Origin of the sequence: Nocardioides pinisoli (genome assembly GCF_024199985.1) — a bacterium.
Taxonomy (GTDB): domain Bacteria; phylum Actinomycetota; class Actinomycetes; order Propionibacteriales; family Nocardioidaceae; genus Nocardioides; species Nocardioides pinisoli.
In genome coordinates this window covers 341,114-367,049 of record NZ_JANARS010000004.1, presented here as the reverse complement: position 1 = coordinate 367,049, position 25,936 = coordinate 341,114, and the positions used below count along the sequence as shown (strand labels likewise).

At 73.0% G+C, this 25,936-nt stretch carries 26 protein-coding genes; 17 read left to right on the top strand and 9 right to left on the bottom strand.

The window, feature by feature from the left end:
• The 3 genes from NCI01_RS11225 to cofD all read right to left on the bottom strand — a co-directional run bounded on the left by NCI01_RS11225 (position 1) and on the right by cofD (position 2,859).
• Complete coding sequence (locus tag NCI01_RS11225; protein WP_254181564.1) at positions 1–738, bottom strand: DUF3105 domain-containing protein; 738 nt, start codon at positions 736–738, stop codon at positions 1–3.
• 73 nt (positions 739–811) lie between these two features.
• Positions 812–1,822 (bottom strand): coenzyme F420-0:L-glutamate ligase, encoded by a 1,011-nt coding sequence (cofE, locus tag NCI01_RS11220; protein ID WP_254181563.1) that lies wholly within the window; start codon positions 1,820–1,822, stop codon positions 812–814.
• The gene (gene cofD / locus NCI01_RS11215; RefSeq protein WP_254181562.1) at positions 1,819–2,859 is read right to left on the bottom strand and encodes a 2-phospho-L-lactate transferase; all 1,041 of its coding nucleotides are present in this window, start codon (positions 2,857–2,859) and stop codon (positions 1,819–1,821) included. The genes cofE and cofD overlap by 4 nt, the downstream gene beginning before the upstream one ends.
• A 145-nt stretch (positions 2,860–3,004) precedes the next feature.
• On the opposite strand from cofD, the gene NCI01_RS11210 reads away from it, so the two are divergent.
• The 3 genes from NCI01_RS11210 to NCI01_RS11200 all read left to right on the top strand — a co-directional run bounded on the left by NCI01_RS11210 (position 3,005) and on the right by NCI01_RS11200 (position 7,677).
• Entirely contained in the window at positions 3,005–3,262 is a 258-nt protein-coding gene (locus NCI01_RS11210) for a WhiB family transcriptional regulator (protein ID WP_056605988.1), read from the top strand.
• A gap of 82 nt (positions 3,263–3,344) precedes the next feature.
• Positions 3,345–6,248 (top strand): glycosyltransferase, encoded by a 2,904-nt coding sequence (locus NCI01_RS11205; RefSeq protein ID WP_254181561.1) that lies wholly within the window; start codon positions 3,345–3,347, stop codon positions 6,246–6,248.
• The gene (locus NCI01_RS11200; protein WP_254181560.1) at positions 6,241–7,677 is read left to right on the top strand and encodes a DUF5719 family protein; all 1,437 of its coding nucleotides are present in this window, start codon (positions 6,241–6,243) and stop codon (positions 7,675–7,677) included. The genes NCI01_RS11205 and NCI01_RS11200 overlap by 8 nt, the downstream gene beginning before the upstream one ends.
• 7 nt (positions 7,678–7,684) lie before the next feature.
• On the opposite strand, the gene NCI01_RS11195 is transcribed toward NCI01_RS11200, so the two are convergent.
• A complete protein-coding gene (locus tag NCI01_RS11195; RefSeq protein ID WP_254181559.1) occupies positions 7,685–8,158 on the bottom strand; it encodes a metallopeptidase family protein in 474 nt (157 codons plus the stop codon).
• A 49-nt stretch (positions 8,159–8,207) separates the two neighbouring features.
• Here NCI01_RS11195 and NCI01_RS11190 point away from each other — a divergent pair, with 49 nt between their 5' ends.
• The 4 genes from NCI01_RS11190 (at position 8,208) to NCI01_RS11175 (ending at position 10,528) form a co-directional block, all read left to right on the top strand.
• Positions 8,208–8,570 carry a DUF3499 domain-containing protein gene (locus tag NCI01_RS11190; protein WP_254181558.1) on the top strand — a complete coding sequence of 121 codons (363 nt, stop codon included), beginning with the start codon at positions 8,208–8,210 and terminating at the stop codon, positions 8,568–8,570.
• Between the two features lie 30 nt (positions 8,571–8,600).
• Entirely contained in the window at positions 8,601–8,777 is a 177-nt protein-coding gene (locus tag NCI01_RS11185) for a Trm112 family protein (protein WP_254181557.1), read from the top strand.
• Between the two features lie 17 nt (positions 8,778–8,794).
• A complete protein-coding gene (locus NCI01_RS11180; RefSeq protein ID WP_254181556.1) occupies positions 8,795–9,826 on the top strand; it encodes an SIS domain-containing protein in 1,032 nt (343 codons plus the stop codon).
• A gap of 105 nt (positions 9,827–9,931) precedes the next feature.
• Positions 9,932–10,528, top strand: a complete 597-nt coding sequence (locus NCI01_RS11175) for a hypothetical protein (RefSeq protein ID WP_254181555.1) — start codon at positions 9,932–9,934, stop codon at positions 10,526–10,528.
• A gap of 74 nt (positions 10,529–10,602) precedes the next feature.
• Here the strand turns inward: NCI01_RS11175 and NCI01_RS11170 are convergent, their stop codons facing one another.
• The 5 genes from NCI01_RS11170 to NCI01_RS11150 all read right to left on the bottom strand — a co-directional run bounded on the left by NCI01_RS11170 (position 10,603) and on the right by NCI01_RS11150 (position 14,681).
• On the bottom strand, positions 10,603–11,106 hold the full coding sequence (locus tag NCI01_RS11170) for a GNAT family N-acetyltransferase (protein WP_254181554.1): 504 nt from the start codon (positions 11,104–11,106) through the stop codon (positions 10,603–10,605).
• A gap of 4 nt (positions 11,107–11,110) precedes the next feature.
• Positions 11,111–11,485, bottom strand: coding sequence for a nuclear transport factor 2 family protein (locus NCI01_RS11165; protein ID WP_254181553.1), 375 nt, complete (start codon positions 11,483–11,485; stop codon positions 11,111–11,113).
• Between the two features lie 29 nt (positions 11,486–11,514).
• Positions 11,515–11,859 carry an HIT domain-containing protein gene (locus tag NCI01_RS11160; protein ID WP_254181552.1) on the bottom strand — a complete coding sequence of 115 codons (345 nt, stop codon included), beginning with the start codon at positions 11,857–11,859 and terminating at the stop codon, positions 11,515–11,517.
• 89 nt (positions 11,860–11,948) lie between these two features.
• Complete coding sequence (locus tag NCI01_RS11155; protein ID WP_254181551.1) at positions 11,949–13,400, bottom strand: HNH endonuclease signature motif containing protein; 1,452 nt, start codon at positions 13,398–13,400, stop codon at positions 11,949–11,951.
• 579 nt (positions 13,401–13,979) lie between these two features.
• Entirely contained in the window at positions 13,980–14,681 is a 702-nt protein-coding gene (locus tag NCI01_RS11150; protein WP_254181550.1) for a cysteine hydrolase family protein, read from the bottom strand.
• A gap of 22 nt (positions 14,682–14,703) precedes the next feature.
• Between NCI01_RS11150 and NCI01_RS11145 the strand changes: the two genes are divergently transcribed.
• From NCI01_RS11145 to NCI01_RS11100, 10 genes are all read left to right on the top strand, one after another.
• On the top strand, positions 14,704–15,192 hold the full coding sequence (locus NCI01_RS11145; RefSeq protein ID WP_254181549.1) for a GNAT family N-acetyltransferase: 489 nt from the start codon (positions 14,704–14,706) through the stop codon (positions 15,190–15,192).
• A gap of 59 nt (positions 15,193–15,251) precedes the next feature.
• Positions 15,252–16,391 carry a DUF808 domain-containing protein gene (locus tag NCI01_RS11140; protein WP_254181548.1) on the top strand — a complete coding sequence of 380 codons (1,140 nt, stop codon included), beginning with the start codon at positions 15,252–15,254 and terminating at the stop codon, positions 16,389–16,391.
• A 92-nt stretch (positions 16,392–16,483) separates the two neighbouring features.
• Positions 16,484–17,935, top strand: coding sequence for an adenosylhomocysteinase (ahcY, locus tag NCI01_RS11135; protein ID WP_254181547.1), 1,452 nt, complete (start codon positions 16,484–16,486; stop codon positions 17,933–17,935).
• A gap of 53 nt (positions 17,936–17,988) precedes the next feature.
• Complete coding sequence (mtrA, locus tag NCI01_RS11130; RefSeq protein WP_254181546.1) at positions 17,989–18,687, top strand: MtrAB system response regulator MtrA; 699 nt, start codon at positions 17,989–17,991, stop codon at positions 18,685–18,687.
• A gap of 16 nt (positions 18,688–18,703) precedes the next feature.
• Positions 18,704–20,299, top strand: coding sequence for an MtrAB system histidine kinase MtrB (gene mtrB / locus NCI01_RS11125; RefSeq protein WP_254181675.1), 1,596 nt, complete (start codon positions 18,704–18,706; stop codon positions 20,297–20,299).
• The gene (locus NCI01_RS11120; protein WP_254181545.1) at positions 20,296–22,056 is read left to right on the top strand and encodes an LpqB family beta-propeller domain-containing protein; all 1,761 of its coding nucleotides are present in this window, start codon (positions 20,296–20,298) and stop codon (positions 22,054–22,056) included. The genes mtrB and NCI01_RS11120 overlap by 4 nt, the downstream gene beginning before the upstream one ends.
• 59 nt (positions 22,057–22,115) lie before the next feature.
• Positions 22,116–22,817, top strand: a complete 702-nt coding sequence (locus tag NCI01_RS11115) for a ComF family protein (protein ID WP_254181544.1) — start codon at positions 22,116–22,118, stop codon at positions 22,815–22,817.
• Between the two features lie 435 nt (positions 22,818–23,252).
• Entirely contained in the window at positions 23,253–23,867 is a 615-nt protein-coding gene (gene hpf, locus NCI01_RS11110) for a ribosome hibernation-promoting factor, HPF/YfiA family (protein ID WP_254181543.1), read from the top strand.
• Between the two features lie 56 nt (positions 23,868–23,923).
• The gene (locus tag NCI01_RS11105; protein ID WP_254181542.1) at positions 23,924–24,604 is read left to right on the top strand and encodes a response regulator; all 681 of its coding nucleotides are present in this window, start codon (positions 23,924–23,926) and stop codon (positions 24,602–24,604) included.
• Between the two features lie 67 nt (positions 24,605–24,671).
• Positions 24,672–25,898: a winged helix-turn-helix domain-containing protein gene (locus NCI01_RS11100; RefSeq protein WP_254181541.1), complete on the top strand. Its 1,227-nt coding sequence runs from the start codon at positions 24,672–24,674 to the stop codon at positions 25,896–25,898.
• The last annotated feature ends 38 nt before the right edge of the window (positions 25,899–25,936 follow it).

Below are 25,936 nucleotides of genomic sequence, written 5' to 3'. Positions count from 1 at the left end.
TCAGACGGCGTTGGGCTCCGGGGAGTCCATGTAGGGGTAGTCCTCCATGAAGGTCTCCAGCGCGTCACCGCTCACCTCGGAGCAGTACTGCCAGACGCCGACCTGCTTGGACGGGTCGGTCTCGCCGACGCCGCCGAGCGACCAGTGGGTGAGGGCGACGTGCTGGCCCTTGGGGAAGTCCTTGCCGTCCTCGGACGTCCACGGCACGGCCTTGAACTTGTCACGCAGGTTGTCGGTGCCCTGGAGCTTGGAGGCGATGCCGCGCAGGACGTCCATCTGGCCCTCGTCGTCGGCGATGGTCTCGTCGTACCAGAGGATCGTGTAGCCGTGCTCGAGGTTGTGCACGAGCTCACCGAGCTCGGGCCGGTCCGACGTGGTGTAGAGCTTGCGCTCCATGCTGTCCCACAGGTTCCAGTGCTGGCCGAAGGCCGGCGGGGCGTCGGGGTAGGTCATCGGCGTGCCGACCTCGACGTGGTCCTGGCTGCCCTCGGCCGTCTTGGTGGTGACGTCCTGGCACACGGAGGCCTTGGCGCCGATCTCGCCGAGCGAGTCGGAGGCGTAGGCCCGCAGGTCCCACCAGTCCTTGATGGGCTTGAACGCGGCGGCGCCCACGATCAGCACGGCGACGAGGACGCACACGCCCACGATCGCCAGTCCGCGCCGGTTCTCGCGCTTGGACTGCTGGGAGCGGATGGAGTCGATGACCGCCTGACGGTCGGTCTTTGCCTGCTTGGCCACGGTGCTCGGTGTCTCTCGGTCGACTGCTGGGGGGTCCTGCTGGGCGCGACGCATGCGTCCGCGCTGGCAGAGTCTACGTAGTCACAGGTGACACGTCGCACACGACGTCGGTTCCGGCCTGCTCCCACCCCGTGATCCGCCAGCCGTGGGCGAAGCACACAGCGGCGACCGCGGACCGGTCCGCGCCGCCCGGCAGGCGTACGACGGCGCGTCCGGGGTCGTCGTCGTGGGTCGGCGCGAGCCCGGACGACGGCGGCCGGTCGGCGCCGACCACGCGGCCGAGCGCCGCGCGCAGCTCCTCGGGCGCGGCGGGCGCCCCGAACGGGGCCCGGTCCGCGTCGTCCCCGGCCAGGGCGCGTACGACGGCCTCGCGGGCGCCCCAGCCGAAGAAGTCGCCACCGTCGGGGCGCACGAGCGACGTGGCACCGGCGCCGTCCTCCCCGGGCGGCAACACGAGGTCCGCGCGTCCGCGCACGACGGCGACCGGTCGCCCGGCGAGCTTGCCCTGCGCCAGCTCGGCGGCTCCGGCGATCTCGTCGGCCACGGCCGGGAGGGTGACGGCGAGCGGGTTGCCGTGGGGGTCGGTGCGACCGCCGAAGTCCTCGGCGACGACCAGTCCGGCTGCGCCGATGGCGATGTCGGTCTGGCCCTCGCGCCAGGCGCGGCCCGACGTGTCGGTGACGACGACCGCCACGTTGCGGCCGGTGCGCAGGCGCACCTCGCGCCGCAGCGTGCGCGCGGAGCGGTCGGGGTCCAGGGGAAGCAGCACGACCGACCCGACGGCCACGTTGGACGCGTCGACGCCGGCGGCGGCCATGGTGAGGCCGAGGCGGTTGCGCACGATGCGGATCGGGCCCCGGCGCGCCACGACGCGGACGGTCTCCTCCTCGACGGCCGCGTCACGGTCGCCCACCCGCACCCGCCCCTCCGCCTTGCTGACGACCTTGCTGGTCACGCACAGGACGTCACCGTCGGCGAGCCCGGCGCCTCCGCCCAGCGCGTCGAGCACCAGCCCGGCCAGGTCGTCGCCGGCGGAGACCTCGGGGATCCCGTCCGGCGCCCACACCTCGAGCCGGGGGGTCATGCGGGGGCAGTGACGAGCGAGACGGCGGCGGCCGCCATCGCCGCGGTCGCGTCGTGGTCCGACATCATGAGCGGGACCGCCGCAGCCCGGATCCCCGCCTGCTCCAGGCGGGACAGCTGGGCGGCGTCGCGCTCGTCGACGAGCCAGCCGTTCAGCACCCCGCCCGCGGCGCGTGCGCCGTAGTGCTCCCCGACCGCGCCGGCGCTGACCTCGACCCCGATGCTCGCGAGCATCTGCGCCGCCATGCCGTGCACGTGGGAGGGACCGACGATGGGGGAGAGGCCCACGACGGGTGCCGAGGTCGCGCGGACCGCGTCGCGGACGCCGGGCACGCCGAGGATCGTGCCGACCGAGACGACGGGGTTGGACGGCGGCAGGACCACCAGGTCGGCCTCCGCGACGGCCTCGAGCACCCCGGGCGCGGGGGTGGCGGCGTCCTGGCCGACGACCAGGACCGCCTCGGCCGCCACCGCGGCGCGCAGCCGCACCCAGTACTCCTGGAAGTGGACGACCCGCCGCCCGCTCGGACTGTCGGGATCGGCGACGGCGACGTGGGTCTCGACCCGGTCGTCGGACATCGGCAGCAGCCGCACGCTCGCGCCGTACGCCGGTGCGAGCCAGCGGCGGCACAGTGCCTCGGTGACCTGCGACAGCGTGTAGCCGGCCTCGAGCATCTGGGTGCGGACGAGGTGCGTCGCGATGTCACGGTCGCCGAGGCCGAACCACGTCGGCTCGACGCCGTACGCCTCGAGCTCGGTGCGGGTGCTCCAGGTCTCGTCGCGGCGACCCCACCCGCGCTCGACGTCGATGCCGTCGCCGAGGGTGTACATCACGGTGTCGAGGTCGGGGCAGACCTTGAGCCCGTGGATCCACCAGTCGTCGGCGGTGTTGGCCACGACGGTGACCTCGGTGTCGGCGGACCCGCCCGGGACGACGCCGGAGCGCAGGCCGTGGAAGAGTCCCTGGAGGAAGCGGGCCCCGCCGACGCCGCCGGACAGGACGGTGATACGACGGAGCGTGGACGCGGATGATGACATAGCGACAGCCTGCCGGAAGCAGAATGGCCATATCAGATCCGGGCTTGACTTGGGGGGTACGACAGGCATGTAATTCCCACAGTGTCGTTACGTTGGTTCCAGTGTCTCGTCCAGTTCTGAAAACAGGGTCGAAAGGGCGTCAGCCATGAGAGCAGAACTGTTTCTTCTCGAGCCTGAGGGCGAGGAGTTCGGTTGGCAGGACCGCGCCTTGTGCGCGCAGACGGATCCTGAGGCGTTCTTCCCCGAGAAGGGCGGCTCCACCAGGGAGGCCAAGAAGGTCTGCCTGACGTGCGAGGTCCGCGACGACTGCCTCGAGTACGCGTTGATGAACGACGAGCGCTTCGGCATCTGGGGCGGTCTCTCCGAGCGCGAGCGCCGCAAGCTGAAGAAGCGCGCAGTCTGAGGTCGGGCCGGTCCGTCCGGCCCGTCCCCCGCAGCACTCCGGCGGTTTCATGGAGCGCGGAGCACCTCGCTAGGGTTCTCCGGTGACCGTCACAGCGCTTCTCGTCAGTCACGACGGGGCGCGATGGCTCCCAGCAGTCCTGACCGGTCTGACCGGGCAGACCCACCCGGTGGACCGGGTCGTGGCCGTCGACACGACGAGCCGCGACGACAGCGTCTCGCTCGTCCGCGGCGCCCTCGGTGAGCAGGCCGTCGTCGACGTCGTGCCCGGCTCGACCAGCTATCCCGCCGCGGTGCGCCACGGCCTGGACCTGGCGCCGCAGGCCGGCGACGACGAGTGGATCTGGCTGCTCCACGACGACAGCAACCCGGCCCCGACGGCGCTGGCCGAGCTCCTCGCCGCGGCCCGGGAGCACCCCTCGGTCGCGATCCTCGGCCCCAAGCTGCGCGAGTGGCCCTCGCTGCGACGCCTCCTCGAGGTCGGCCTGACCATCACCGGCACGGGCCACCGCGAGACCGGCCTGGAGCGCGGGGAGTACGACCAGGGCCAGCACGACGCGGTGCGGGAGGTGCTCGCGGTCAACACCGCCGGCATGCTCGTGCGCCGCTCGGTGCTGGAGTCGCTCGGCGGGCTCGACGAGGACCTGCCGATCTTCGGCAACGACATCGACTTCGGGTGGCGCGCCGCGCTGGCCGGTCACCGCACCCTCGTGGTGCCGCAGGCCGTGGTGTTCCACGCCGAGGCCGCGCACCGCGGCATCCGACGCACGCCGCTGACCGGGCGTCACACCCACTACCAGGAGCGCCGCGCCGCGCTCCTCACCTCGCTCGCCAACGTCTCCTCGCGCGGGTTCGCCTGGCAGTACGTCCGGCTCTTCCTCGGGTCCCTGCTGCGGGTCGTCGGCTTCCTCGCGGTGCGCTCGGTGGGGGAGGCGCTCGACGAGCTCGCGGCCGCGCTGTCCGTGCACGGACGCCCCCGCCAGCTCCTGGCCGCGCGCCGCGAGCGGGCCAGGCTGCGGCAGGGCGACCCCGCCGACGTACGCCGCCTGCTGGCGCCGGGGTGGCTGCCCTACCGCCACGGACTCGACTTCGTCACCGACCTCGCCTCGGCCGCCACCAACCAGGCCGCCGACGTCGCGGAGCGTCGCCGCCTGGCCAGGGCGGCGGACGCGCCCGGCGCCGGGCCCGGAGTGCGCGAGGCACGTCGCGGGACCTCCGAGGACGACGACGAGGACGCCTACCTCACCGACACCGGCTTCGTCGCCCGCTTCTTCACCAGCCCGGTCGCGGTGGTCCTGGCGCTCTTCGGCGTGCTGTCGCTGCTCGCCGCCCGCGAGGCGTTCGGGACGATCACCGGCGGCGCGCTGTCGCCGGTGCCCGACGCGGCCGCGGACTGGTGGCGGCTGCACGTGTCGAGCTGGCACCCGCTCGGCACCGGCACCGATGTGCCCGCACCGGCCTACGTGCTGCCGTTCGCGCTGGCCGCCTCCCTCCTGCTCGGCCAGACCGGGGCCGTCGTCTCCGGCCTCATGCTGCTCGCCGTCCCCGTGGCGGCGTGGGGGGCGTGGCGCCTGCTCAAGGTGGTCGGCCGGCTCGTCGACCCGCTGGGCCTGCCGCGCTGGCTCGTGGTGTGGGGCGCGCTGACCTACGCCCTCGTCCCGGTGACCTCCGGGGCGTGGAGCGAGGGCCGGTTCGGGACCGTCGCGGTCGCGGCCCTGCTGCCGTGGACCGCGCACGCCGCGCTCGGCTTCGTCGACCCGGACCGCGACCGCCGCTGGCGCGCGGCCTGGCGCACGGCGCTGCTGCTGGCCCTCGGTGCCGCGTTCGTGCCCGGGCTCTGGCTCTTCGCCCTGCTCGCGACCGCGGTGGTGCTGGGGTCGGCGGCCGTCATCGCGCCGCGGCTGCTGCGCGAGCGCGACAGCTGGGGCCCGCCCGTGGTCGCCGTCGCCGCCACGCCGGTGCTCCTCGCGCCCTGGCTGGTCCCGCTCGTCACCACCGGCTCGACGGCCGGGTTCCTGCTGGAGGCCGGGCGCCTCACGGTCGACCAAGTGACCTTCGGCGGCCTGGTGACCGGCCGCCTCAACGACCTCGGCGCCCCCTGGTGGCTCGGCGTCGTGCTCGGCCTGCTGGCCGTCGCGGCCCTGGTCCCGCGGCGTACGCGCGTGTCGGTGCTGATCTGCTGGCTGGTGGCGCTGGCGGCGGCTGTCGTCTCGGGCGTGCTGTCGCACGTGACCCTCGACCTGCCGTCGGTCACCACCCGTCCGAGCCTGGGGCTCTTCGTGGTGATCCTCCAGGGCACGTCCGTCGTGGCCGTCGTGCTCGGCGCCGACGCCTACCTGCGCCGGCTCGCCGACCACCACCCGTGGTGGCAGCGCGGCCTCGCCACCGCCCTCGCCGTGGTGGCCGCGGCCGTGCCCCTCGGCGGCCTCGGCTGGTGGCTGACCTCCGAGGAGGGCGACGTCCTCGCCCGCGACGCCGAGCAGTCCGTCCCGGTCTACATGCAGCAGAGCTCGCTGCTCGGCCAGGAGCACGGCGTGCTGGTGCTCACCGGCTCCGTGGACGACGGCGTCACCTACCGCATCCGGCGCGACGACGGCACGACGGTGGGGGAGGACGAGATCCTCACCCTGGCCGACGAGGACGCCGGCCTCACCCAAGACGTGCGTGACCTGGTGTCGGCGCCGACACCCACCGTGGTGGCCGACCTCGGCGCCCGGGGCGTGGAGTACGTCGTCCTCGCCTCGCCCGCCGACGGCCGGATCTCCTCGCTGCTCGACGCCACCGCGGGGCTCGAGCAGGCCAGCGCGGAGGACCGCACCACGCGCGCCTGGCGCGTCGACCGCCCGCTCGACCCGGCGTCCCTCGACGGCCCCAGCCCGTGGTGGCGCACCGTGCTGCTCGTCGTGCAGGGGCTGGCGATCGTGCTCGCCCTCGTGCTCGCGGCCCCGACCGTCCGACAGCGCCGGGGAGGGGGCCGCGATGCCTGAGCCCACCGAGTCCACAGAGTCCACGGAGCCCACGGAGTCCATGCAGCCCACGCAGCCCGGTGGCGGTCGCCGCCGCGCGGCCGAGTCCACCCGCACCCGCCCGTCACCGGTGACGGTCCTCGCCGTGCTCATCCCGCTGCTCACCGTCGCGGCCCTCGCCCTGGTGCGACCGGCCGAGCAGGCGCCGACGTCCTTCGCCCCGTCCGAGGCCGCCCTCGACCGGGTCACCGTGGTGTGCCCGGCCCGGCTGCCCGGCGCCGACGAGGTCAGGATGGGCACCACCGCGCTGGCCTCGGGCGACCTGGCGCTGCGCGTCGGCCGCCAGGACGACACCCAGGCACTCTCCGGTGGCGTGGCGGCCCGCACCGAGCGGCAGTACGTCGTCGTCAACGGCAGCGGTGAGCTGGCGCCCGGTCTCGTCGCCTCCCGCTCCGGCGGCGGCTCGGCGACCGGGTGCGACCAGCCGGCCCCCGAGCGGTGGTTCACCGGCGTCGGCGCGTCCGCCGAGCACACCTCGACCCTCACCCTGATCAACCCCGACCGCGGCCCGGCCGTCGCCGACGTCACCGTCTGGGACGGCAGCGGGGTCGTGGACGTGCCCGCGCTCCGCGGCGTGCGCGTGCCCGGCGGCCGCTCGACCTCCTTCGACCTCGCGGTCGTCGCGCCCAACCGCGACGCCCTGGCCCTGCGGGTCAGCGTCTCCCGCGGCCGGCTCGCCTCCAGCGTGGTCGACGTGGTCGACCCGGTCGGTCGCGACCGTCCGGTCCGCGAGTGGCTCCCCGCGCAGGCCGCGCCCGCCCCGACGTCGTACGTCGCCGGGGTCGGGACGACCGCCGCCGACCGGGTCCTCACCCTGGCCAACCCCGGTGACAGCGAGGTGCGGGTCGCGCTCGAGCTGGTCAGCGAGGAGAGCGAGTTCGCCCCGGCGGGCGTCGAGGAGGTGAGCCTCGACCCGGCGTCGGTCACCGAGGTCGACCTCAGCGGCGTGCTGCGCGGGCGCAACCTCCAGGACGTGCAGGCGCTCCGGCTCGAGGCGACCGGGCCGGTCACCGCCACGCTCCGCACCCGGACCGCCTCCGACCTCGCGCTGACGTCGGCCGGGTCCACGATCGAGGGCGACGCCGCCGTCGCCCTGCCCGCCGGGTCCAAGCGCGTCGTCGTCACCGGGGCGAGCGCCCCGGGCGTGGTGACGCTCCGGGCCTGGGACTCCGACGGCGACGCGGTGGTCCGCGAGCGCCGCGTCGAGGTGGACCCGGCCACGGCGGCGCGCATCCGGGTGCCCGACGAGGCGGTGCTCGCGCAGGTGCGCGTGCAGCGCACGGGCGCGGTCGTCTCCGTCGAGGTCAGCGACCGGGGACTCTCGGTCCTGCCGCTCGCGCAGCTGGGGACGACCAGCGAGGTCGCGGACGTGCGCCCCGCCCAGCGGTAGGCGGTCGTCAGTCGGCGTAGCGCTCGTCGACCTGGCCCGGGGTGAGGTTGAGCAGCTCGGCCAGCTGCTCCACGACGACGGTGTGCACCATCGCCTCGAGCTCGTCGTGCGAGGTCGAGCGGTGCTCGATCGGGCGCCGGAAGATCACCAGCCGGGTGGGCTCCTGCCCCTTGCCGCGCACGAGCGACGACAGCGGCACCGTCTCGTCGGGCCAGTCGTCCGGGAGCATCGGCGCGTCCTCGACGGCGTACTCCACCAGGCCGAGGTGGCGCTGCCACCGCTCGTCCAGCGGGGTGACCACGTCGAGCACGAGCTGGTCGAAGCGCTGCCTCGCGGTCCGCAGCACCGGGGTGCCGGGTCGCTCGGGCAGCACCCCCGGGCCGCGCATGCCGCGTCCCCGGCGGTCCCGGGTGCGGTGCCGGCGCCCGCCGGTCCCGCCGGCCGCCTGCGTGCCCGCCTCGTCGCCCCTGCCGATGTCCACGCCGCGAGCCTAAGCGCCCGGCGTGTGCACGCCGGGTAGCGTCGGCGCCGTGAGCCTTGCCCGTCGTTGTTCGCGGACGGCGTGTGGCCGTCCCGCGGTCAACACGCTGACCTACGTCTACGCCGACCAGACCGCCGTCCTGGGTCCGTTGGCGACGTACGCCGAGCCGCACGCCTACGACCTCTGCGAGCTGCACAGCGAGCGGCTGTCGGCCCCGCGCGGCTGGGAGGTGCTCCGGCTCGCCCCCGACCCGACGGCCCAGGGTCCGAGCAGCGACGACCTGCTGGCCCTGGCCGACGCGGTGCGCGAGGCGGGTCGACCCGCCCCCGCGCCGGTGCCGCTGCACTCCACCGACGACCCGACCCGCGGCGCCAAGCGCGGGCACCTGCGCGTCCTCACGCCCACTGACTGACGGGCCCGGGCACCCCCTAGGATCATCGGCGTGAACATCGACCAGCAGCTGCTGAGCATCATCGTCTGCCCGGCCTGCCACGGCGAGCTGTCTCCCGCCTCCTCCGACGGCGTCGACGAGCTCGTGTGCCAGGGCTGCGGCAACGCCTACCCGGTCCGCGACGACATCCCGGTCCTGCTGGTCGACGAGGCCCGCAAGCCCGCCTGAGACCTGAGGAGCCTCCCGTGGCGACCTGGTTCGACGAGGCCCGGCTGGACGACGCCGGGGTGCTGGAGACGGTCGACCTCCGGCTGCGCACGCTCGCCGAGAGCGGTTCGCGCGTGCGCCGTGAGGCCCACGAGGCCGCCGCCGCGACCGCGGAGGCCATCGCCCGCGGTCGCGACGAGGCCCGGCCGCGCGCGGTGATCGCGGCCGGACCCGACTCCCGCCTGCTCCGCGCGGTGCTCGAGCCGTGGTGCCCGGTCCCGTTCGTGGCATGGCCCAACCCCGGCCTCCCGGGGTGGGCGGGTTCGCTCGACCTCGTCGTGATGCTCGCGCCCGAGGGCAACGACCACGGGTCGGCGTCGGCCGTCGCCGAGGCCGTGCGCCGCGGGTCGCAGGTGGTGGTCGCGTGCCCCGAGCGCTCGCTCGTGGGCGAGCACGCCGCCGGTCGGCACGTCACGGTGCTGCCGACGGTGACGGGCGACCAGCTCGCAACCGCCGTCGTGATGCTCGACTATCTCGCCCACGTCCACCTCGGGCCGCGCGCCGACGCCGAGTCGGTGGCCACCTCCCTCGACCGCGTCGCCGAGGCCTGCTCGCCGCACCGCGACCTGGCCGTCAACCCCGCCAAGATGCTGGCGATCGCGATGGCCGACACCAACCCGCTCGTGTGGGGCGGCTCCGTGCTCGCCGCCCGGGCGGCCCGCCGGCTCGCCGAGCTGCTGCGTCGTACGAGCGGGCGCTCCGCGATCGCCGGCGACGCCGAGCACCTGCTGCCGGTCATCGAGGCGACCCGGCCCCACGACGTCTTCGCCGACCCGTTCGCCGACGAGCCCGGTGACCTGCGTCCGCTGCTGCTCATCCTCGACGACCGGTCCGACGACCCGGTCGTGCGCGAGCAGACGGGCCACCTGAAGGCGGCCGCGGCGCGCCACGGCGTACGGGTCGAGGTGCTCGAGACCGACGCCGACGCCGAGGTCGCGCGCTACGCGTCCTTGCTGCTGAGCGGCACCTACGCCGCTGAGTACCTCCGGGTCGGGCTCGTCGAGGACTAGGTGCACCCGGATCGCGCAACGGATCGGCCGGCAGGGGATTGATCCGCGTGTGAACGGGTAGGACGGCTGGGCACAGCGTCATTCCCACCTTTCTCAGGAGCACCCATGCGTCGCACCTCCCTGTCCATCGCCGCCGGCCTCGCCGCGGTCCTGCTCGTCTCGGCCACCCCGGCCCAGGCGGCGGTGACCGCGAAGGACGCGCCCAGCCAGAAGGACATCGTCAAGGCGTTCCCCGAGCTCGCCGACGCCCAGTTCACGACCGAGAAGACCAAGCGGATCGGCGTGCCGGGCAAGACCTGCGAGGAGACCACGACGCAGTCGGTGAAGTCCGGGACGAGCACGGCCGGATCGTCCGCCACCGTGTACCCCATCGTGCAGACCGGTGTCGTCGAGCTCAAGTCCGTCGCCAAGGCCAAGGCCGTCATGGCTTCGTACAAGAAGTACGTCAAGAAGTGCGCGACCTACACCCAGCCCGAGACGGGGGCCACGCTCGCACTGACGAAGGGCAAGAACCTGCGTCTCGGCGACGAGTCCCTGACCTTCGAGCTGCAGTCGACGTTCTCCACGACCACCAACTACGCCAGCACCGTCGTGGTCCGCGACGGCAAGAGGATCGGCAACGTCATCGCCGTCGACGACGCTGCGGTGCCGGTGGCCAGCGTCAAGCCGCTCGCCAAGCTCACCGCCAAGAAGATGAGGTGACCCCACCCCTGAGGTGACTCCACGGGGCCCCGGTCCGACTGCCGTGCGCGGTTGGACCGGGGCTCCGTTGTTCGTCAGGACTGCCCGAGCCGCATGCCGAACACGAACGCCTCTGCGCCGTGGACGTGGGCCGTGCGCTCGAGGACCATGCCGAGGTTGCGGGCGACACCCTGCGACGGCGTGTTCTCGGGCCGGATCAGCGCGACCAGGTGCTCGACGCCGTTCGCGGCGGCGCAGTCCCGCACGGACCGGGCGGCCTCGGTGGCGTGGCCCTGGCGGCGCAGCTCGGGCAGGACGTGGTAGCCGACCTCGACGTGCGGGACGCCCTCGACGTCCTGCACGGTCAGGCCGCAGTCGCCGACGAAGGTGCCGTCGTGCTTCTCGACGACCCACAGCCCGAAGTCGTGCTCGGCGTAGTTGCGCTCCTGCCACTCGATCCACCGCACCGCGTCGTCGCGGGTACGGCGGCCTTCGCCGGGGCGGACCGGGTCGAAGGCGGACAGGACCGCCGTCATGTCGTCGAGGTCGCTCCTGCGCATGGGGCGGAACCGCAGGCGTGCAGTGGGCTCGGGCAGCACCGGCTCAGGCTACGGGCCGCGTGCCCTCGGGCGGCACCTGGTCGACGTCGGCCCATACCTCGACCAGCTCGACCAGGAGTCCGTCGCGCTCCGTGGCGAAGCTCGCGACGACGAACTCGAGCCGCTCGCCCGCGCCGTCCGTCCCCGTCACTCGCGCCCGCAGCACCCCGCGGTCGCCCTCGACGACCAGGTCGTCGACGTGCATGCGGTCGAACCCCGGGTAGTCGGCGTTGAGCCGCACCCAGCCGTCCCGGTCGAAGACCTCGCCCGTGTGCACCAGCCGACAGGTGAAGTCGGGGTGCAGGAGGGCGGGCAGCCCCTCCCAGTCGTGGGCGTCGATGGTCGCGGCCAGGCCGGTCAGCAGTGCGCGGGTGTCCACGCCGTCAGTGTGGCGAGGGGGACCGACACTCAGGCGCGGACCTGCGGTCCCGAGTGCACGTGGACGTGGAGGTGCTTGGAGTCCTGGTAGGTGCCGAGGTTAGTCAGCACGGCGGCCGCGCCGTGCTCCACCTCGACCTGGCGGGCGAGCCGCTGCGCGACCGCGAGGAGCGCCCGGATGTCGGCCTCGTCGTCTGGGCCGACCGTCGTGAACGAGGCGATGTGCCGCTTGGGCACCGCCACGAGGTGGACCCGCCAGAAGGGGCGGGTGTGGTGGTAGGCGAGCACCAGGTCGTCCTCGTGCACGACGTCCAGCGGGACGGCCCGGGGGATCGCCACGTCGCAGTAGAAGTCGTCGCCGGTGTAGTCAGCCACGCCGGCATCCTCGCAGCCGGACGCCGCACCCTGGTCCGGAACGTGCCTGTGGCCCCGCCATCTGGGTGGTGGCGGGGTGCGGGGCGGGGTCATCGTCGGCGGGGTCGCGGGATGCCGGGAGGATCAGCTGGGTCGATCGAGCTCGTGCCGGTGTGGTCGCGGCGGTAGCGGTGGCCGTGGGGGCTGGTCCACTCGAAGACCCCGGCTGAGACCATCGCGTAGCGCCAGGCCGAGTGCGTCTTCAACCGGTGGTGGAACCGGCACAGGCAGGCCAGGTTCCAGGTGGCGGTGGGTCCGGGCTGCTCGCGTCCTTCTGCGGCGGCGTCGGGGTCGTGGGGGATGATGTGGTCGATGTCGGCTCGCCGGGCCGGTCTGGTGCACCAGGGGAAGACGCAGGTGCGGTCTCGGAGAATCACCTGCTCGCGCAGCCTGTCGGGCACCTTGTAGGCCTCGGTCGCCAGGTCGGCGTCGAGGTCGATGACGGGCTTGATGGTGACCCTGGTGCGGGTGTCGGCGCACCACGACTTGATCTGGTCCAGCAGCACCAGCCGCTGGCCTTCCTCGAGCCGTCCGGTGGGACCGAACACCGTCGACAAGCCGTCGAGGTTGGCGGCGAAGTGGACGTGCAGCACGACCTCCCGCGCGGCTGGCAGGCGCTGCGGGTCGGCGCCCGTGTCGCTGTCGGTGCTGGTGTCGGTGGACTCGGCCGCGGTGACGCCTTGGGTGTGGAGGTCGAGGGCGGTCTGGGTGCGGGCCAGGTCGCCGAGGGCCTTGGCCCGGCGGACGTTCAGCGACTCGGTGGACCCGAGTGCCTTCAACGTGGCCGCACCGTGGGCCAGGGCGCGGTCGACGTCGAGAGCGTCGGCGATGCCGAGCTCGGCCTCCATCCGCATCGTCCCGGCGTAGTGGACGTCCTGGGTGTCGATGCTGGCGTGGCGGGGGTCGACGTGGAGCCAACCGTCCTCCGGATCCGCTGTCGGGTCAGGCTCGGCGAGGTCGTAGCGCTTGATCGCCTCCGCGACGAGCCGGTCGAGCTGGGCGGGGCCGACCTTCCCGGCCACGGCGGCGACCTGGGCGTCGACGAACGCCGCCGCCTCACGGGTCAGCGACGGGCACGAGTGGATGGTGGTCTCGGCCACCGCGCGGGCCCGCCAGGCTGGGACCCGGCCGGCGTAGACCTGGGCCCACAGGCGGGGGAGGCGGTGGCGCAGCTCGAGGGCGTGGCCGATGAGCTTCTTCGCCGCCGTCGTGGACACCCCGAGGACGCTGCCGAGCTCGGCGACGCAGAACTCGGCCACCAGCGGGCATCCCTCACCCGCGATGGGTTCCTCGTGCTCCCGGCCGCCGGCGGGGATCGAGAACACGGCCGCGTCGTGGATCGACTCCGGCGGGTGCAGGTCCGCCCACTGCGCGGCCAGGACGAGCTGGTCGGCTGCTGCCCGCTCCTCGTCACGGCGCCGGTCGCGGATCGCAGTGAGCAGGTCGGAGGCGGTGAGGTCCTGCACCTCACCTGCTCCGGACCCTGCCAGCGTTTCGATCATGTGTTCGATTATACGGTGGACCACCGACAGCGGCCGCTGTCGAAACGGCCCGGGTGTGGACGGTCGCTGGGCGACTTTCGGACGCGTGGCTGCTCGACCAGCGGGGGTGCGGGGTCTCGATACGCCCGCTCGTTCGTTCCTCTCGGGCTACTCGACCAGCGAGGAGGCAACGGGTGCGGGGTCTCGATACGCCCGCTCGTTCGTTCCTCTCGGGCTACTCGACCAGCGAGGAGGCAACGGGTGCGGGGTTTCGATACGCCCGCTCGTTCCTCACGGGCTGCTCGACCAACGAGGGCGGCGGGCGAGGGGTCTCGATACGCCCGCTCGTTCCTCGCGGGCTACTCGACCAACGAGGAACCAGGGGGTGTGCGGGTCTCGATACGCCCGCTCGTGCCTCGCGGGCAACTCGACCAGCGGGGGTGCGAGGTCTCGATACGCCCGCTCGTTCCTCGCGGGCTACTCGACCAGCGGGTCCCGGGGTCTCGATACGCCCGCTCGTTCCTCGCGGGCTATTCGACCGACGAGGGGTGACGGGACTTCGTCCCTCCTCGACCAGCGAGAGCGGCTACGACCAGGCCGTCAGCCACGGGGCCCGGAGGCCACCAGGTCGAGCACCTCGTGGGTGGGGCGAACGTCGCCGTAGGAGCGGTGGACGACGTGGAGGGTGGCGTTGTGGTCCTGGTCGCGCATCGCTGCGCACGCGTCGGCGACCAGGATGACGCGCAGCCCAGCGGCGCTCGCGTCACGCACGGTGTGCTCGACGCAGACGTTGGTGACGGTGCCCGTCACCAGGAGCGTGTCCACCTCGCGGGCCGCGAGGAGGTCGGGGAGGTCCGACGAGCCGGGGGACCAGGCGCTGCGCGCGGTCTTCTCGACCACGAGGTCGTGAGGAGCAACCGCGAGGGATGGGTCAAGCCGCGACTGCGGAGGGCCGTCGCCCCCGGACCGGGCGTAGAGCTCGGCGACCTCGTCACCGAAGAGCTCCCGGTCCTTGGCGCTGGGCGGGGTGTAGCCCGGCACCACCCACGCCACCACGCCGCCCGCGGCCCGGAGCCCAGCGGCGAGGAGGTTGACCCGCGGCACGATCCCGCGGACGTACGCCGACTCGCGCACGAAGAACGGCACGACGTCGACGACCACGAGCGCCGTGCGTCGCGGGTCGAGGTGCTCGAAGGCGTGGCGACGATCGCGCCGGGCCTCGTGGCGGGCGTACTCCCGCTCCTCCACGAACCACACGTGGTCGGCCGTGTCGGACGGGGCGAGGGGTGACGGTGTCGGCATCGGGCGAGGCTACTGTCCCGCCATGCCGAGTCGCCCCGTCCTCCGCGAGATGCGCGAGTCCGACGTGCCGGCGGTCCTGGCGGTGCAGGAACCTGCTGCGGTCGCCGGGCTGTCGGAGGTGTTCCCGCAGGACCGCTACCCGTTCCCGCGCGAGGCCATCGCGACGCGGTGGCGCGAGGAGGTCGCCGACCCGCTGGTCGCGTGCTTCGTCGTCGAGCAGGAGGGCCGGGTCGCCGGGTTCGCGGCGATCGCGGGCGACGAGGTCCTCCACTTCGGCACCGCCCTGGACACCTGGGGGAGCGGGCTGGCCACGGCCGCCCACGACGAGCTGGTCGAGCGACTGCGCGCCGAGGGCGTCGTACGGCCGAGGCTCTTCGTCTACGCGGGCAACGCGCGCGGGCGACGCTTCTGGCACAAGCACGGCTGGCGCCCGACGGGCGAGGTGACCAGCGGCTCCTTCCCGCCCTACGCCGAGCTGCTCGCCTACGAGCTGCACGCGGACCGCCGATAGGCTTGCTCGACGGCACGACCCACCACCGAGCACGACACCTCTGACCCGAAGGATCGCCCATGGCCGGCGGACTGTTCGCCCTTCTCGACGACGTCGCCGCGCTCGCGCGCATCGCAGCAGCCAGCGTCGACGACGTCGGTGCCGCTGCCGGGCGCGCCAGCATGAAGGCCGCGGGCGTGGTCGTGGACGACACGGCCGTCACCCCGCAGTACCTCCACGGGTCCCCGGCCGCCCGCGAGCTGCCCATCATCAAGAAGATCGCGATCGGCTCGCTGCGCAACAAGCTGCTGTTCATCCTGCCGGCCGCGGTGCTGCTGGGACAGTTCCTGCCCCAGCTGCTGCCGGCCATCCTGATCTTCGGCGGTGGCTTCCTGGCCTACGAGGGCGCGCACAAGGTCTGGGAGAAGGTGGCCGGCCACGAGCCGGTGGCCGAGGAGGCGGAGGCGGAGCTCACCAGCACGGGCGAGCTGAGCCCCGAGCACGAGGCGAAGACGGTCGCCGGTGCCATCCGCACCGACTTCATCCTGAGCGCGGAGATCATGGTCATCGCGCTGAAGGAGGTCGTCGGGTCGGACCCGGACGCCAGCATCTGGATGCGCGCGATCGTCCTGGCCGCCGTCGCGGTGCTCATCACCGTCCTCGTCTACGGCGTCGTCGCGCTGATCGTGAAGATGGACGACGTCGGCCTCCACCTCGCCGAGAAGCCGTCCAAGCGGGCGCAGCGCGTCGGCCTCGCGCTGGTCTCGGCGATGCCGCGGCTGCTCACCGCGATCTCGCTGATCGGCACGCTGGCGATGCTCTGGGTCGGTGGCCACATCTTCCTGGTCAGCCTCTACGAGATCGGCGGCCACGACGGTCTCCTGGAGGGCACCGCCGTCGGCGACGTCCTGCACGCGCCCTACGACCTGATCCACCACTGGGAGGTGGCGGTCCACGACGCCGTCGGCGGGGCACTCGGCTCGCTCCTCGGCTGGCTGCTCAACACCCTCCTGTCCGGCATCGTCGGACTGGTGGTCGGCGGGATCATCCTGGCCGTGCTGCACGCCTTCGGCATCGGCGGCGGGCACGGCGCAGACCACGGCGACGAGCACGCTGCGGACCAGGCCGACGAGCACGGCACGCAGCGCTCCGACCAGCGCGCCGAGGGACGCGGCACGGAGCACGCCGACCCGCCCGCCGAGGATTCCCAGAATCGCTGAGAGCCGTCCTACCCTCTTCTGGTCCGCGCGGGAGATCCCGACGACGCACAGATGTGCGGCGCAGACTGCTCCACCACACCAGGAGACAACCGATGGACTTCAACGTCGCCGACCTCAACCTCGCGGCCTACGGCCGCAAGGAGATCGAGCTCGCCGAGCACGAGATGCCGGGCCTGATGGCCATGCGCGAGCGCTACGGCAAGGAGCAGCCCCTCAAGGGCGCCCGCATCGCCGGCTCGCTGCACATGACGATCCAGACCGCCGTGCTGATCGAGACCCTCGCAGCCCTCGGCGCTGACATCCGCTGGGCCACCTGCAACATCTTCTCCACCCAGGACCACGCCGCCGCCGCGGTCGTCGTCGGCCCGCCCTCGAAGGGCGGCACCCCCGAGGACCCGCAGGGCGTCCCGGTCTTCGCCTGGAAGGGCGAGACCCTCGCCGAGTACTGGGACGAGGCCGAGAAGGTCTTCGACTTCGCCGAGGGCGGCCCCAACATGCTGCTCGACGACGGTGGCGACATCACCATGCTGCTGCACCTCGGTGTCGAGTACGAGAAGGCCGGCGCCGTGCCGTCGCAGGACTCCACCGACAACGAGGAGTTCAAGGAGGTGCTGCGCGTCCTGGCCCGCTCGCTCGAGTCCGACCCGCAGCGCTGGACCAAGCGCGCCCCCATGGTCAAGGGCGTCTCCGAGGAGACCACCACCGGTGTGCTGCGGCTCTACGAGCGCTTCAAGGAGGGCACGCTCCTCTTCCCGGCGATCAACGTCAACGACTCGGTCACCAAGTCCAAGTTCGACAACAAGTACGGCTGCCGCCACTCGCTCATCGACGGCATCAACCGCGCCACCGACGTGATGATCGGCGGCAAGGTCGCGGTCGTCTGCGGCTACGGCGACGTCGGCAAGGGCTCCGCGGAGTCGCTGCGCGGCCAGGGTGCCCGCGTCATCGTCACCGAGATCGACCCGATCTGCGCGCTGCAGGCCGCGATGGACGGCTACGAGGTCAAGCGCCTCGAGTCGGTCGTCGAGACCGCCGACATCTTCATCACCACGACCGGAAACTTCGACATCATCACCGTCGAGCACTTCCACAAGATGAAGCACCAGGCGATCGTCGGCAACATCGGCCACTTCGACAACGAGATCAACATGGCCGGCCTGGCCAAGATCCCCGGCATCGTCAAGGACGAGATCAAGCCGCAGGTCCACCAGTGGATCTTCCCCGACGAGGACGGCAAGCCCGGCAAGAAGATCATCGTGCTGTCGGAGGGCCGCCTGCTCAACCTGGGCAACGCGACCGGCCACCCGTCGTTCGTCATGTCGAACTCCTTCACCAACCAGGTGCTGGCGCAGATCGAGCTGTTCTCCAAGGCCGACGACTACGAGCTCGGCGTGCACGTGCTGCCCAAGCACCTCGACGAGGAGGTCGCCCGGCTGCACCTCGACGCCCTCGGCGTCGAGCTGACCGAGCTCACCAAGGAGCAGGCCGCCTACCTCGGCGTCCCGGTGGAGGGCCCCTTCAAGTCCGACCACTACCGCTACTGAGCAGCACCGGCGTTCGGCTGAGGCCGGTCATGGCGCCCCAATAGACTGGCGCCATGACCGACCTCGCCGAACCCGCACGCGGCAGCGTGCTCGTCGTCGACGACGACGCCTCCCTGGCGGAGATGCTCTCCATCGTGCTCCGCCAGGAGGGGTTCGACAGCCGCATCGTGGGCCGCGGCGACGTGGCCCTCGACGCGTTCCGCGACTACCGGCCCGACCTGGTGCTGCTCGACCTGATGCTCCCCGGCAAGGACGGCATCGACGTCTGCAAGGAGATCCGCGCCGAGTCCGGCGTGCCGATCGTGATGCTCACGGCCAAGGGCGACACCATCGACGTGGTGGTCGGCCTCGAGTCCGGCGCCGACGACTACATCGTCAAGCCGTTCAAGCCCAAGGAGCTCATCGCCCGCGTGCGGGCGCGGGTGCGTCGCAACGACGTCACTCCCGACGAGGGGCTGACCATCGGCGACGTGTCGATCGACGTCGCCGGCCACTCGGTCACGCGCGGCGACGAAGCGATCAACCTGACCCCGCTCGAGTTCGACCTCCTCGTCTGCCTGGCCCGCAAGCCGTGGCAGGTCTTCACCCGCGAGGTGCTGCTCGAGCAGGTCTGGGGCTACCGGCACAGCGCCGACACCCGCCTGGTCAACGTCCACGTGCAGCGGCTGCGCTCGAAGGTGGAGCACGACCCGGAGAACCCCGAGGTCGTCGTGACGGTGCGCGGCGTGGGCTACAAGGCCGGCAAGTCATAGGGATCCGCGGGTGAGCATGCGCGACCGGCTGCCACCGGTGATGCGGCACGGGCCCGCCTTCTGGCGGCGCTCGGTGCAGGCACGCGTCGTGGTCAGCACCGTGCTGCTGTCCGCGGCGGTCGTCGGCATCGTCGGGTGGTTCCTCATCCAGCAGACCCGCGAGGGGCTGCTCGACCACCGGGTCGAGGCGGTCGTGCAGGAGGCCGAGGGCGAGACGGAGGCGGCCCGCGAGGCGCTGGCCGCGGCGTTCGGCGTGGACGTCGACGAGTCGGCGCAGCAGCAGGCGCTCGTCGAGCCGCTGCAGGCGCGCGGGGCCACGGCCGGCTTCGCCGTCGTGCTGTCACCGCCGGTCAACGAGGGGCTGCGGCTGGCCGATGGTGGTGCGAAGTTCACCGAGGGCCTCGAGCTCTCCAGCGTGCCGGAGTCCATGCAGGCGCGCTTCGACTCCCTCGCCCCGACGGCATGGACCTACACCGACATCCAGACCACGCGGCCGATCCAGGGCCTGCCCGAGGGCCCCGGCATCGTGGTCGGCAGCCAGGTCCGGCTCCCGGCCGACGACAACACCTACACCCTCTACTTCCTCTACCCGCTGGCCGAGCAGCAGGAGACGCTCGCCCTGGTCTCTCGGGCGATGCTCATCGCGGGCGTGCCGCTCCTCCTGCTCGTGGCCGGCCTCACCTGGCTGGTCACCCGGCAGGTGGTGACCCCGATCCGGATGGCCCGCCGGGTGGCCGAGCGCCTCGCGGCCGGGCAGCTGCAGGAGCGGCTGCGCGTCACCGGCGAGGACGACCTGGCGCGCCTGGCGACGTCGTTCAACCAGATGGCCTCCAACCTCCAGAAGCAGATCCGCCAGCTCGAGGAGCTCAGCCGGCTCCAGCGCCGCTTCGTCTCCGACGTGTCCCACGAGCTCCGCACCCCGATCACCACCGTGCGGATGGCCAGCGACGTCATCCACGACGCCAAGCCGTTCCTCGACCCCGTCACGGGTCGCGCCGCCGAGCTGCTCCAGAAGGAGCTCGACCGCTTCGAGACGCTGCTGGCCGACCTGCTCGAGATCAGCCGCTTCGACGCGGGGGCCGCGGTGCTCGAGACCGAGGACGTGAACCTCGTCGACGTGGCCCGTCGCGTGGTCGACATGACGTCGGCGCTGGCCGCCCAGCGCGACACCCGCGTGGTGCTGCACGACCCCGGTGTGCCGTGCGTCGCGGAGGCCGACGTACGCCGCGTGGAGCGGATCGTGCGCAACCTCGTCACCAACGCCATCGACCACGCCGAGAGCCGTGACGTCGAGATCTTCGTCGGTGCCGACCTCCAGTCGGCGGCCATCGCGGTGCGGGACCACGGCGTCGGCCTCGGCCCGGGGGAGTCGGCGATGGTGTTCAACCGGTTCTGGCGCGCCGACCCGGCGCGGGCCCGCACCAGCGGCGGCACCGGCCTCGGTCTCTCCATCTCCCTGGAGGACACCCACCTGCACGGAGGGTGGCTGCAGGCCTGGGGCCGCCCGGGCGAGGGCGCCCAGTTCCGGCTGACCCTGCCCCGCCAGCTCGGCACGCAGCTGCGCCACTCGCCGTTGCCGCTGGTGCCGGTCGACGCCCGGGAGACGGCATGAGCGACCGGAGGGCGTCCCTGAGGGCGGCGGGCACGGTCCTGGTGACGGTCCTGGTGACGGCCCTGCTCGCCGGCTGCGTGCGGATGCCGACGTCGGGCCCGGTGCAGGAGTCGGAGGGCACCGGCACCACCGAGGACGTGCCCGGCATCTCGTTCGACCCGCGGCCCCCGCAGGCCGGCCAGGCCACGTCCGAGATCGTCGACGGCTTCTTCGAGGCCATGACGGCCACCCCGGTGAGCGCCCGCGTCGCCCGACAGTTCCTCTCCCGCGAGGCGGCCGAGGCGTGGGTGCCCGAGAAGCAGATCATCACCTACGGCGAGCTCGGCGACGCCACGGCCGGCACGTCCGTCCGGCTCCCGCTGACCGACGTCAACACCTACGACGCGCGCGGAGCCTGGGAACGCACCGAGGACGGCGCCACGCTGTCGATCGGCCTCGTCAAGGAGGACGGCGAGTGGCGCATCGACCAGGTGCCCGACGCCCTCATCGTCCCGGAGTCGTGGTTCGACGACTGGTACGAGCGGGCCTCGCTCTACTACTTCGACCCGACGTCCGAGGTGCTCGTCCCCGAGCCGGTGTTCGTGCCGCGCGGCGAGCAGCTCGCGTCCTCGCTGGTGCGGGGCCTGCTCACGACGTCGTCGGCGGACCTCGAGGACGTCGCGCGCAGCTACTTCCCGCCGGGCACCACCCACGGCCTGTCGGTGCCGATCGTGTCCGGCGTCGCCGAGGTCTCCCTGTCCGGCGACCCCGACGCCGTGGACGAGCTGACCACGCAGCGCATGCTGGCGCAGCTGGTGTGGACCCTGCGGCAGGAGCCGCGCATCGGTGCGGTGCAGCTCAGCATCGGCGGCCGGACCATCGTCGGCCCCAGCGGGTCCCCCCAGGTCAGCCTCCAGTTCGGCAGCGCCTACGACCCCAACGGCGTCCCGGCCAGCACCGACCTCTACGCCCTCGACCGGGGCCGCGTCGTCGCCGGTCGGATGGGTGAGCTCAGCCCCACCCTCGGCCCGCTCGGGCAGGAGGAGCCCGCCGTCGACCTCCGCTCCATCGGCGTCAACCTCGCGGGCGCCCGGGTCGCGGGCGTGACCTCCACGGGCGCCGACCTGGTGGTCGCCCCCACCGACGCGCCGACCGGCGAGGTCACGACCGTCGTCGCGGGCGCCGTCGACCTCGCCGCGCCGCACTGGGACTACCGCGACCGGATCTGGGTGCTCGACCGCAACGGCGGGCGCGCCCGGGTGATCCAGGTCGTCGACGGGGTGGCCGGCGAGGTGGAGGTGCCGGGCCTCACCGGTCGACGCCTGAGCGAGCTGATCGTCTCGCGCGACGGCAGCCGGCTGGTGGCCGTCGCGCGCCGTGGCTCGACCGACCGGGTCGTCGCCGTCCGGGTCCGGCACGACGCCGCCGGGGCCGTCATCGGCTTCACCGATCCCCAGCAGCTCTCGTTGCCCGCGGAGGACACCGCCCGCATCCGCGACGTCGCCTGGCGCTCGCCCACGACCGTGTCGGTGCTGCGCGACATCATCACCGACGACCTCGCCCAGGTGCGCACGGTGTCGGTCGACGGGGCGCCGGGGGAGATCTCCACCGGTGGCGCGACGAGCCTGCGCGGACGGATCCGCACGCTCGTCTCCACCCCGGTCGAGCTCGGTGAGGTCTACGCCGTGGCCGGACGCAAGGTCGTCAGCCTGACCACGCCCGAGCGCACGGTGCCCGACCTGGCCCCGGGCCTGACCTCGCTCACCTACGTCGGCTGATCCACAGGCCGGGCCGCGCCCGGTTGCCGTCGTACGACGCCTCCTGCTGGCATGGGCGGGTGCTCGACGAGGCCCTCGACCTGTTCCTCGGCAGCCGGTGCGTGGGCTGCGACCGGCCGGGGCGGATGCTGTGCCCGGCGTGCCGCTGCGGCCTGGCCGACACCCCGCGGATGGCGTGGCCGACCCCCGTGCCCGACGGACTCGTGGCGCCGTGGGTCGTCGAGGCCTACGACGGCGCCGTGCGGTCCCTGGTGGTCGGTCACAAGGACCGCGGCCAGTGGGGTCACCGACGCGTGCTCGGCGACCTGCTCGCCCGGGCCGTCCACGGCGCCGCCGCCGACCTCGACCCGGACGTACCGCTCCTGCTGGTCCCGGTGCCGTCGCGGCCGGGTGCGGGTCGGCGCCGGGGCTACGAGGCCACCGCCGCGCTGGTCCGCCGGGCCGCCGCGCGCGTACGCCGGGAGCGTCCCGCGGTGGTCGCGCCGCTGCTCGTCTCGCGCGGCGCCGCCGACCAGGCCGGGCTCGACGCCGGTGGCCGGGCCGCCAACATGGCCGGCTCGATGCACTGTCCGTCCGCGGCCCTCGCCCGCGTGGGGCGTCGGTGGGGCCGGGCGCACGTCGTGGTCTGCGACGACGTGCTCACCACCGGGTCGACCGCGCGGGAGGCGCAGCGGGCGCTCGAGGCGGTCGGCCTGCCGCCCGTCGCGGTCGCCGCCGTGGCCGCCACGCGCCGCCGCGGGCCCGGCCGGACCGACAGGTGACCCCGCGGTTGGCCCGGGACAGTGGAGGGGCTAGCGTCTTGTCATGGAGTCCGCCCGGGTCCGTGGTTGCGTCACGGAGAGGGCTGCGCGCGTCACCGTCAGGTGCGGCGTGGGGCCCGACCCGAGGCAAGCCGATGCCAGTCGCAGGCGAAACGGTCCACGTAAGTCCCCGGGCACTGCGCTGTCCTGCAGCGCGCCGTCCGTCGGACGATCACGGTGCGGCTTAGAAGTAAGTCCTGCCCCGTCTCCGGCACCAGATGTGCCGGATGCCGGGAGAAGGCCAGTAGTGACGGAGAAGTTGCGAACGCTTCAGCAGGCGGTTGTGGGGTCGAAGACCAGGTCGGCCGGGCGGGCTCCATCCCACCCTGCCCCGGCGGGTGTGCCGCCGCGGCGAAATGGAGGGGTGCGGACCGTTCGCTAGTTGAGGAGGTTCACATGGAGGTTGTGGTCACGGGACGGCACTGCGAGGTGTCCGACCGGTTCCGCGAGCACGTGTCCGAGAAGCTCTCCCGTCTGGAGAAGCACGACCACCGCATCATGCGCGTCCAGGTGGAGGTGGAGCTCGAGAAGAACCCCCGACAGCACGACCGGTCGACCAAGGTCGAGCTCACCGCGTTCTCCAAGGGCCCGGTGATCCGGGCCGAGGCGGCGGCCGAGGACAAGATGGGCGCCCTCGACCTGGCCCTCGACAAGATGCAGGCGCAGATGCGTCGCGCCGCCGACCGGAGGCGCGTGCACAAGGGCCGCAACGCCCACGTCTCGGTCGGCGAGGCGCTGGCCTCGATGCCCGAGGTCGAGGACACGACCGCCGACGACGACGTCGTCGTGGAGCGCAAGGTGGGACCGATCACCGTGACCGGTGACGGCCCGCTCGTGGTGCGCGAGAAGTCCCACAGCGCGGTCCCGATGACCCTCGACCAGGCCCTCTACGAGATGGAGCTGGTCGGGCACGACTTCTACCTCTACGTCGACAAGGAGAGCGAGCGTCCGGCCGTGGTCTACCGCCGTCGCGGCTACGACTACGGAGTCATCTCCCTCGAGGTCGACTGAATCCCGTCCGGGACGACCCCTGCCCCCCGGTCGCGCGCGCATGACATGATGCGCGCGTGACCGAGGCAACATCCGCTGGGAACGAACCCGTTCGTGTCCTGGTCGTCGACGACCAAGAGCTCTTCCGCCGTGGCCTCATCATGCTGCTGGGCGGTGACACCGACATCGAGGTCGTCGGCGAGGCCGCCGACGGCATCACCGCGACCGAGCTGGCGATCACCACCGCGCCCGACGTGATCCTGCTCGACGTCCGGATGCCGCGACGCACCGGCGTCGAGGCGTGCCGCGCGATCAAGGAGGCCGTGCCGGCCACCAAGATCATCATGCTCACCGTCTCCGACGAGGAGGCCGACCTCTACGAGTCGGTCAAGAACGGTGCCGCCGGCTACCTGCTCAAGGACTCCTCGATCGAGGAGGTCGCCCAGGCGGTCCGCGTGGTCAACGAGGGACAGTCGCTGATCAGCCCGTCGATGGCCGTCAAGCTCATCGACGAGTTCAAGCAGATGTCCAAGCCCGAGCGCGAGCAGGGCCCCGCCCTGCGCCTCACCGAGCGCGAGCTGGAGGTCCTGCGCCTGGTGGCCAAGGGCCTCAACAACCGCGAGGTCGCCAAGGAGCTCTTCATCTCCGAGAACACCGTCAAGAACCACGTCCGCAACATCCTGGAGAAGCTGCAGCTGCACTCCCGCATGGAGGCCGTCATGTACGCCATGCGCGAGAAGTTGTTGGACCTCCCGTAGGACCACCACCCCGCCGGTGCCCCGCCGTCCGCGCCGGGGTGTCGTACGCGCGTGGTTGGGTTCCCTCGTGACCGAGTCGCTCACCACCCTCCAGGCGCGCCGCATCGCGCTGGCCGCGCAGGGCTTCACCGCCCGCCCGCACGCCACGCCCACGATGGCGACTCTCGACCGCACGCTCGCGCGCACCGGCGTGCTCCAGGTCGACTCGGTCAACGTGCTGCAGCGGGCGCACTTCATGCCGCTCTACTCGCGGATGGGCCCCTACGACGTCGACCTGCTGCGGCGCGCCCAGCACGGCACCGCGCGCCGGCCCCGCCGCCTGGTGGAGTACTGGGCGCACGTCCAGGCGCTGATGCCGGTCGAGCTGTGGCCGCTGATGCGGCACCGCATGGAGAGCTACCGCGCCGAGCGCGGCAAGTGGGGCTTCACCGCCGACGCCGCGCTCGAGCCGCAGGTGCTCGCCGCGGTGCGCGACCGCGGCCCGGTCACGGCGCGTGACCTCGAGGACGACTTCAGCACCGGTCCGCGCACCAAGGAGCACTGGGGCTGGAACTGGTCGGAGGCCCGCAAGGTCCTCGACTACCTCTACCTCGTCGGAGACGTCGCGATCGCCGGGCGCAACAGCCAGTTCGAGGTGCTCTACGACGTGCCGGAGCGGGTGCTGCCCGCCGCGGTCCTCGCGGCGCCGACGCCGACGCCGCAGGAGGCGGTGACCGCGCTCGTGAGCCGCGCGGCCCGCTCGCACGGCGTCGCGAGCAGCCTGTGCCTCGCCGACTACTACCGCCTGCGCCTCCAGCCCGCCCCGGGGAAGGCGAGCGTGAAGGTGGCCATCGACGAGCTCGTCGAGTCAGGGGAGCTGGTGCCGGTGGCCGTGCAGGGCTGGAAGCGCCCGGCCTACCTGCACCGCGAGGCTCGTGTGCCGCGGCGGGTGGGCGCCCGCACCCTGCTCAGCCCCTTCGACCCGGTGGTGTGGGAGCGGTCCCGGGCCGAGGCGCTCTTCGGGTTCTTCTACCGCATCGAGATCTACGTCCCCGCCGAGAAGCGGGTGCACGGCTACTACGTCCTGCCCTTCCTCCTCGGTGACCGGCTCGTCGCCCGGGTCGACCTCAAGGCCGACCGGGCGACCGGGCGCCTGCTCGTGCCCGGTGCCTTCGCCGAGCCCGGCGCCCCGGCGGAGACCGCCGACGAGCTGGCCGCGGAGCTGCGACGGCTGGCGGGCTGGCTCGGGCTCGACGACGTGGTGGTGGGCGGGCGGGGCGACCTCGCGGGAGCGCTGGCGGCCGCGGTCGGCTGACCCGGGTTGGCTCGGGGTGGCTCGGGCGTCCAGCAGGC